The organism is Aquitalea sp. S1-19 (genome assembly GCF_024343515.1).
The window spans coordinates 1-967 of sequence record NZ_RJTZ01000323.1 but is presented as its reverse complement, the minus strand read 5'-3'; the positions used below and the strand labels follow the sequence as shown (position 1 = coordinate 967).

Annotated in this window: 1 protein-coding gene and 1 pseudogene; one reads left to right on the top strand and one right to left on the bottom strand. The window is 64.2% G+C overall.

Going from position 1 to position 967, the window contains the following annotated elements; all coding sequences use genetic code 11:
- Positions 1–603: pseudogene (locus EGI20_RS18800) on the top strand (phage late control D family protein); the annotation flags it as partial.
- A 9-nt stretch (positions 604–612) separates the two neighbouring features.
- Here the strand turns inward: EGI20_RS18800 and EGI20_RS18795 are convergent.
- Positions 613–967 (bottom strand): hypothetical protein (locus EGI20_RS18795; protein ID WP_498633222.1); only part of this gene is annotated, 355 nt, incomplete at its 5' end.

The window sequence follows — 967 nt, the reverse complement described above, 5'->3', positions numbered from 1 at the left end:
TGGGATGCCATCGCCACCGTCAAGGCCGGACGACTGCTGTTTATCAGGGCGGGTGATGCCACCACCGCCAGCGGCCTGCCTATGCCGCCGGTGACGATCTTGCGCAGCGATGGCGACAGCCACCGCTTTTCCATTGCCGACCGCGACAACTACACCGCCGTGCGCGCCTACTGGCAAGATGTGGAAGGCGGCAAGCGCGGCGAAGTGTTGGTCGACAAGAACACCAACTTCGAGCGCAAGAACCAAGTCGGCAAGCGCGGCAAAGTGCTCAAGACCAAAAAACTGACCGTCACCCAGCGCGAAGCCATCGAGGCCAGCGCCGACAACATCAAGCAGCTGCGCCACACCTACGCCAGCGAAACAGCGGCATGGCAGGGCGCACGCAGCGCATGGGAAAAGTTGCAGCGCGGCGTGGCCAGCTTTGAAATCACCCTCGCCCGTGGCCGGCCGGAGATCATGCCGGAGCTGCCGGCCACCGTGCAGGGCTTCAAGCCGGCCATCGATGCCTGTGGATGGGTCATCGCCAGCGTCACCCACACGCTGGACGATAACGGCCTGATCACCCGGCTGGCGCTGGAGATGAAGCTGGAAGACATCAAGTAAGCCGCAAGGCTAGCGCGCGAGGAACTGAGCGCCAGCCGATAGCACCTGCACCACCAGCGCCGACAGCATGGGCGCAGCCTGCGATCGTGCCGCGTCGGCCAGCTGCGCACCAAGCGGGGCCTGCAGGCTTTCCGGCACCAGCCGCAACACCTCAAGCCCTTTCGGGGTTAGCACGCAGCACGGGAAGTCGGGCGAGTTGCACGGCTTATCGTGCGTGAGATAGCCGGAGCCCGCCAGCCATCGCACCGTCGCTACAAACAGCTTTTCTTCGTGGGAAGGCGCCGGGACGCCTCGCGGATCGCAGAGGTTGATTTTGTCGTCACCGATAAACTTGGCGGCGAGCAGCGACATCGGCAGCGGGAAA